Below are 6,481 nucleotides of genomic sequence, written 5' to 3' on the forward strand. Positions count from 1 at the left end.
TTCAAAATATTTTACTTTTTCTTAGGTTCAAAAACCGGTAATAATTGGCTGCTTACTTCGCCAAAACCAATTCTACGGCCTTTGCTTTCGCAATAACCACGCATAATTACCGTATCGTGATCTTCAATGAATTTTCGTTCGCTACCATCTTTAAGTTTTACTGGCTTTTCACCTTTCCAGGATAATTCTAACATAGAACCATAACTATCTGGGGTTTTCCCTGAAATAGTTCCCGAAGCCATCATATCTCCAGAATTTACCGGGCAACCATTAACGGTATGATGTGCTAATTGCTGACTCATATTCCAGTACATATGCTTGAAATTGGTTTTTGACAGCGGAGTTTCTTCAGAATTTTCCGGTTTAAGGGAAACTTCAAGATTAATATCAAAGCTTTTCTTGCCAGTGCTTTGCAAGTATGGAAATAATTCTACTTCAGGTTTAGGTCCTTCAGTTCTAAAAGGCTCTAAAGCATCTAAAGTAACAATCCACGGTGAAATTGAAGAAGCGAAATTCTTGGCAAGGAATGGCCCTAAAGGTACATATTCCCATACCTGGATATCTCTTGCGCTCCAGTCGTTAAACAATACCATTCCAAAAATGTATTCTTCGGCTTCTTCTATGGGTATTGGTTCTCCTAACGGATTAGCGTCTGTAGTGATAAAAGCCATTTCAACTTCAAAATCTACTCTTTTTGAAGGTCCAAATACAGGAGTATCAGAATCTTTTGGTTTTGTTTGTCCCTGTGGCCGGTGTACCGGGATTCCACTTGGGATTATAGAAGAACTTCTTCCGTGATAACCTACAGGAATGTGTAGCCAGTTTGGTAATAATGCATTGTCTGGATCACGAAACATTGTTCCTACATTGGTAGCGTGCTCTTTGCTCGAATAAAAATCGGTATAATCACCCACCTGAACCGGCATTTGCATTTCAATCTCGTCTAGCGTAAAAAGTACACGGCTTCTATGCTCTTCATTATCCCTTAATTTATCATTTTTTGCGTCAAAAATTTCGGCAATTCGGTTACGTACCAATCGCCATGTCTTTTTTCCGTCAGAGATAAAATCGTTTAGGGTATCCTGTAAAAATATATCATCGGTTAACGGGATTCCTTCAAAATAGCCCAATTGGTGCAGTGCGCCAAGGTCTATCGCAAAGTCTCCAATACGGGAGCCTATGGTAATTACATCGTCCCGGGTTAGGAATACCCCAAAAGGAATATTCTGAATAGGGAAATCGGTATTTTCCGAAGTTTCCAACCAGGTTTTTCTATTTGGGTCGTTAGCTGTAATAGGCATATAATTTTTTGTTTTTATTAAGAAATCTAATGAATCCAAATATATTATTTTCCTGTTATTAACCGAATGTATTTCTTACTTTTGATGAATATTTAACGTAAACTTTTGAAATGCAACGAGACACCGAAATTTTTAATTTGATTGCGGAAGAAAAAGAACGCCAACTTAACGGACTTGAGTTAATTGCCAGTGAGAACTTTGTGAGCGAGCAGGTTCTGGAAGCTGCAGGTTCTGTACTTACCAATAAATATGCTGAAGGTTACCCGGGCAAACGCTATTATGGCGGTTGCGAAGTGGTAGATAAAGTAGAACAACTGGCTATAGATCGTTTAAAGGAATTATTTAATGCCGAATATGCCAACGTACAGCCCCATTCGGGATCACAGGCGAATACCGCGGTATTTCATACCTGCCTTAACCCGGGAGATAAATTCTTAGGATTTGATCTTTCTCATGGTGGGCATTTAACCCACGGTTCTCCGGTAAATTTCTCCGGAAAACTTTATAATCCTGTATTTTACGGGGTAGACAAGGAAACCGGACTTATAGATTACGACCAGGTTGCTGAAATTGCCAAAAAAGAAAAACCTAAAATGATTATTGCTGGAGCATCGGCATATTCACGAGAAATAGATTATAAAAGATTTAGAGAAATAGCTGATAGTGTTGGCGCAATTTTGTTTGCAGATATTGCGCATCCTGCCGGGCTTATTGCCAAAGGATTAATTAGTGACCCAATGCCACATTGCCATATTGTAACTTCAACCACGCACAAAACTCTTCGTGGGCCTCGTGGCGGAATTATAATGATGGGTAAAGATTTTGATAATCCATTTGGTCAAAAATTGAAAAACGGAAAACCTAAAAAAATGTCTACTTTGCTTAACAGCGGAATTTTCCCTGGAAACCAGGGTGGGCCTTTAGAGCATATTATCGCTGCAAAAGCGGTTGCCTTTGGTGAAGCTTTAACCGATGAGTTTTTGCATTACACAGTTCAGGTTAAAAAGAATGCAGCGAAACTTGCCGAAGCATTTATGGATAAAGGTTATGATATAATTTCCGGTGGTACCGATAATCACTGTATGCTTATAGATCTTAGAAATAAAAATGTAAGCGGAAAAGAAGCTGAAGAAGCTTTAAGTAAAGCTGAAATTACCGTTAATAAAAATATGGTTCCTTTTGATGATAAATCACCTTTTGTAACTTCCGGAATTAGAATTGGTACCGCTGCAGTAACAACCCGCGGACTTATTGAAGCTGATATGTCTAAAATTGTAGATTTTATTGAGCGTGTGATCACTAATATAGATAATGATAGTGAACTGGAAGCGGTTAAAAATGAAGTAAAAGCTATGATGAAGGGAAAACCACTATTTAAAGTGTAATTCTTTCAATACTGGATATAATTTTAAAAGCTTATTTGAAAAAGTTTTTTTCGTGTTAGATCCTGAAACAAGTTCAGGATGACGGAAATAGCACACTTTCAAATAAGCTTTTTTTTCGCTTCTCTGAAATGAATAGAATTATTGCTGAAAAACCTTCTTTAATTCTTCTGAAATCTTGGTTGGTCTTTTCTTTTCCTGATCCATAAGCGCCCAGGTGGTTTTGGCTTCTACCAAAACTTTTTCGGTTTCAGCATTTTTTATAATCACGTGCCGCACAGATTTTACGTGAGTGGTTTCACCAACATAGGTTTGCAGTAAAATCTTGTCGCCCAAAAAAGCCTGTTGCTTATAACTTATTTCGTGGGTAACCACGATCCAGAAAAATTTCTCATTTTGCTCTTTGGTGGCTCGTGCTTCCCAATGCGCTTTGGCAACATCCTGCACCCATTGTACATACTGCACGTTATTCACGTGGTTCTGTTCATCTAAATGCCTTTCTTCAACTAAAAAGCTTTGTTCAAATATTTCTGGTGTTTCAGCCATTATTTTTCTATTATTTCTACTTCAAAAACCTTGTCCCAGTTTTTCCCGGTCACGTAAAGTTTGTTAGTATTTTGGTTATAGGCAATTCCATTTAAAACGTGATTTTGAGAATCCAAATCATCAAGATTACCTAAGCGTTCCCGCAATCCCCTAAAATCTATTACACCTTCTATTGCGCCGTTTTCAGGGTTAATAATAGTCACACTGGGAAACTGGTAAGTATTGGCATAGATCTTTCCCTCAACCCATTCCAGTTCATTAAATTTTGAATAAATTTTAGTGTTGGTAGCTACCTGTATAAAATCTTTTTCAGCAAGAGTTTCTGCATCAAGAATCCAAATTTTTTCGGTGCCATCGCTTTTATAAAGTTTTTTACCGTCGTTACATAAACCCCAACCTTCTTTACTCTGGTTATAGCTAAAAGTACCGGTTTGTTCAAAGTCATCTAAATTGTAGATTAAACCTTCTTTTTCTCTCCAGGTTAGCAGGTAAAGTTTGTTATTAAGAATGGTAAGTCCTTCGCCAAAATAAGTGTCCTCCAGGTTTATTTTATTTAAAACTTCGCCGGTTTCCAGGTTGAGTTTTCTTAACGAAGAATTACCATATTGCCCGGTGCTTTCATATAAAGTGTCCTTATAAAATTCCAGCCCTTGAGTATAAGCTTCGCTATCGTGCGGGTATTCCTTAATTACTTTATAAGTATATGCTTTTGGAGATTGGTTGTTTAAAATTTTTAGGTTTTCACTAATTGTATCGGTTTCCCCTTCAGAAAAAACTATAGCTTCCAGTTTTTGGCGTCCTAATTTTGTGTTTTCAAGTGGAACCGAAAAAGAAGTTTCCGCTATTAAAGTTTGAAAATATTTTTGCTGAAAATAAAGTTGAATAGAATCAATTTCACGGTCTTTTAGGTTTTCTATAGAGCCTTCAATTGTTTCTCCAAGCTTAAATTCAGTCTTATTTTCGGCAGTTTTCAGCTTAAAATAAGAAGTTTTTTTATCAGAATTGCTTCCGCAGGAAAAAAATAAAAATCCTAATATTAACAGGGACAGGAACTTAAATTTATTCATTGATCTTTTGCATTAAATACCTTGCTAAAATACTTAATTCGGTTTAAAAAATACTTGCGCAAAGTAGGAAAGATTGTATATTTGCAGCGGCAAGTCCCACACAACCAGCTCCTGCTGAATCCCCCAGGGCGGGAACGCAGCAAGGGTAGGCGGTCGTAGCGGTGTGATGTGGGGAGCTTGCCATTTTTTGTTTCTAAAAGGTTCTAAATTTTATCGCATCTTTGCAGCCTATGAAAACAAATGCATCTCCTCAAAAAGTAGTGCTTATAACCGGAGCTTCTTCCGGAATTGGAAAATCTATAGGCGAATACCTTTCTAAACATAATTTTAAAGTTTACGGTACCAGCCGGAATCCGGCGAAGATATCTCATCCTCCTTTTGCGATGGTTGCTTTAGATGTAACCAAAAAGGAAACGATTACCGCTGCTGTTGAACAAATAATTGCTGAGGAAGGCAAAATTGATGTGCTTATCAATAATGCAGGTGTTGGAATTACCGGCCCCATTGAGGAAACTCCAGATGAAGAAATAGCAAAAGCTTTTGAAACAAATTATTTTGGACCTATAAAAGTGATAAAAGCAGTTTTGCCTGAAATGCGAAAGCAAAACAGCGGACTTATCATAAATATTACTTCTATTGCCGGTTATATGGGTTTGCCTTACCGCGGAATTTATTCAGCTTCAAAAGGAGCTTTAGAACTTACTACCGAATCTTTTAGAATGGAATTGAAAGATTTCAATATAAAAATGACCAATATTGCTCCCGGAGATTTTGCTACCAATATCGCAGCCGGTCGTTATCACGCTCCCGTTCTGGAAGATTCTCCTTACAAAGAACCTTATGGTAATACCCTGAAATTGATGAATGAAGATGTAGACGCGGGGAAAGATCCATTTGTCATGGCTAAAGCAGTGCATAAAATTATTCAGGAAAAAGATCCTCGCGGGCATTATAAAGTGGGGGAGGCGCTTCAGAAATTTTCAGTGGGTTTAAAGCGAATTTTACCCGATAAAGTCTATGAAAAAATGCTGCTTAAGCATTATAAGTTATAATTTTGTAAAAACAACACATTAAACAATTATAGATTATGAAATTTTTTATTGATACCGCCAATCTTGATCAAATAAGGGAAGCCCAGGCACTTGGGGTTTTAGATGGTGTAACTACCAATCCCTCTTTGATGGCGAAAGAAGGAATTTCCGGAAAAGATAATATTTACAGGCATTACAGAGCAATTTGTGAAATTGTGGACGGAGATGTGAGCGCTGAAGTGATCGCAACCGATTTTGACGGAATTGTGAGAGAAGGTGAGGAACTGGCAGAATTGCATGAGCAAATTATTGTAAAAGTTCCTATGATTAAAGAAGGGGTTAAAGCGATTAAATACTTTAGCGATAATGGGATTAAAACCAACTGTACATTAGTTTTTTCAGCAGGTCAGGCTTTGCTTGCGGCCAAGGCTGGAGCTACTTATGTTTCTCCTTTTATTGGGCGTTTAGATGATATCTCTACTGATGGTTTAAACCTTATTGCAGATATCAGGTTGATATATGATAATTACGGATTTGAAACTGAAATTCTTGCAGCTTCCGTGCGTCATACCATGCACGTATTAGAATGCGCAAAATTAGGCGCCGATGTAATGACCGGACCACTTTCTTCTATTGAAGGTTTATTAAAACATCCGCTTACAGATATTGGTTTAGAGAAATTTTTATCTGATTATAAGAAGGGAAATCAATAAGAAATTGCTGAAATAAAATTTACGGAAAGGCTATTTAAAGAGTTTGCGTCAAGCTGAATTTTAGATCCTGAAACAAGTTCAGGATGACGATAAATTTAAAAGAACTCTCTAAATAGCCTTTTAATTGTTCAAAAACTCCAAAATTTGTCTTTCAAAATTAGGAGTGTTAAGTTGTGCTTCACCGTTTACTATATTCCCCTCGGTATCTAGAAAAATAAGTTTGTTGAGGTAGTTTTTAAGTAGATTAACGTTGATGTTAGCTGAATTTAATTTGTATTCTCGCTCTTTATTCATTCCATACACTTCTACAGTATTCCTCCAGGATTGTTGAGAGTCGTTATCAATATTAATTCCTACAAATTCCAGTTCAGGATATTTTTCCCGTAAGGTAGAAATAATAGAATGTTGCCATTTATAATGTTCTGGTGCTTCCATAGACCA

At 37.1% G+C, this 6,481-nt stretch carries 6 protein-coding genes, 1 other RNA gene and 1 pseudogene; 4 read left to right on the forward strand and 4 right to left on the reverse strand.

Annotated elements, in window-relative coordinates; genetic code table 11:
• Positions 1-11: 11 nt before the first annotated feature.
• On the reverse strand, positions 12-1,301 hold the full coding sequence (fahA, locus tag AACZ30_RS12310) for a fumarylacetoacetase (RefSeq protein ID WP_075327414.1): 1,290 nt from the start codon (positions 1,299-1,301) through the stop codon (positions 12-14).
• A gap of 110 nt (positions 1,302-1,411) precedes the next feature.
• Between fahA and glyA the strand changes: the two genes are divergently transcribed.
• On the forward strand, positions 1,412-2,686 hold the full coding sequence (glyA, locus tag AACZ30_RS12315) for a serine hydroxymethyltransferase (RefSeq protein WP_093303547.1): 1,275 nt from the start codon (positions 1,412-1,414) through the stop codon (positions 2,684-2,686).
• 138 nt (positions 2,687-2,824) lie between these two features.
• Here glyA and AACZ30_RS12320 read toward each other — a convergent pair whose 3' ends face one another.
• Positions 2,825-3,229: an acyl-CoA thioesterase gene (locus AACZ30_RS12320; RefSeq protein ID WP_093303545.1), complete on the reverse strand. Its 405-nt coding sequence runs from the start codon at positions 3,227-3,229 to the stop codon at positions 2,825-2,827.
• The gene (locus AACZ30_RS12325) at positions 3,229-4,296 is read right to left on the reverse strand and encodes a glutaminyl-peptide cyclotransferase (protein WP_093303542.1); all 1,068 of its coding nucleotides are present in this window, start codon (positions 4,294-4,296) and stop codon (positions 3,229-3,231) included. The genes AACZ30_RS12320 and AACZ30_RS12325 overlap by 1 nt, the downstream gene beginning before the upstream one ends.
• Before the next feature lie 87 nt (positions 4,297-4,383).
• Here AACZ30_RS12325 and ffs point away from each other — a divergent pair.
• From ffs to fsa, 3 genes are all read left to right on the forward strand, one after another.
• Positions 4,384-4,482, forward strand: an RNA gene (ffs, locus tag AACZ30_RS12330) — signal recognition particle sRNA small type.
• 44 nt (positions 4,483-4,526) lie between these two features.
• The gene (locus tag AACZ30_RS12335; protein ID WP_339649678.1) at positions 4,527-5,348 is read left to right on the forward strand and encodes an SDR family oxidoreductase; all 822 of its coding nucleotides are present in this window, start codon (positions 4,527-4,529) and stop codon (positions 5,346-5,348) included.
• 35 nt (positions 5,349-5,383) lie between these two features.
• Complete coding sequence (gene fsa, locus AACZ30_RS12340) at positions 5,384-6,040, forward strand: fructose-6-phosphate aldolase (protein WP_339649680.1); 657 nt, start codon at positions 5,384-5,386, stop codon at positions 6,038-6,040.
• 120 nt (positions 6,041-6,160) lie between these two features.
• Here fsa and AACZ30_RS12345 read toward each other — a convergent pair.
• Positions 6,161-6,481: pseudogene (locus tag AACZ30_RS12345) on the reverse strand (hypothetical protein); the annotation flags it as partial.

It is taken from the genome of uncultured Salegentibacter sp. (assembly GCF_963972535.1).
Lineage (GTDB): Bacteria > Bacteroidota > Bacteroidia > Flavobacteriales > Flavobacteriaceae > Salegentibacter.